Annotated in this window: 1 pseudogene; it reads left to right on the forward strand. The window is 75.1% G+C overall.

What is annotated here, in order from left to right:
- Nucleotides 1–385, forward strand: a pseudogene (locus tag CDN38_RS32055) (hypothetical protein); the annotation flags it as partial.
- Between the last annotated feature and the right edge of the window lie 101 nt (nt 386–486).

Raw genomic sequence — 486 nt, forward strand, 5'->3', positions numbered from 1 at the left:
CGCCGGTGCCGCCGGTCCCCGCGCTGCCGCCCTGCGCGCCGGTACCTCCTGCGCCCCCGGTGCCCCCGGTGCCGGCGTGTCCCGAGGAAGTAAAGGAAGTACCGCCCCACGCACCGCCCGTGCCACCCTGCCCACCCGCGGCGCCGGCACCGCCGTTTCCCCCGTTAGCGCCATTGCCCGCTTCCTGGGCGCCAAAGCCGCCATCGCCGCCCGCACCGCCCGGGGCGCCCACACCGCCGTTACCCCCGGCACCCCCATTACCCCCGTCAAAAGTGCCGCTGCCACCGACGCCGCCGGCACCGCCGGCCTGACCCAGGGTGGGGCTACTGACTCCATTGCTGCCGGCCCCACCGTTGCCGCCGAAGTTTCCACTGCTACCCGCTGAGCCGGCGTTGGCCGGGGGGCCGGGCGGCAGGGGGCTGGGGTTGACGCCGCCGGCGCCGGATGCACCCAGTCCTGTCTCTTATACACATCTCCGAGCCCACG

Origin of the sequence: Mycobacterium ostraviense (assembly GCF_002705925.1) — a bacterium.
GTDB classification, from domain to species: Bacteria; Actinomycetota; Actinomycetes; order Mycobacteriales; family Mycobacteriaceae; genus Mycobacterium; species Mycobacterium ostraviense.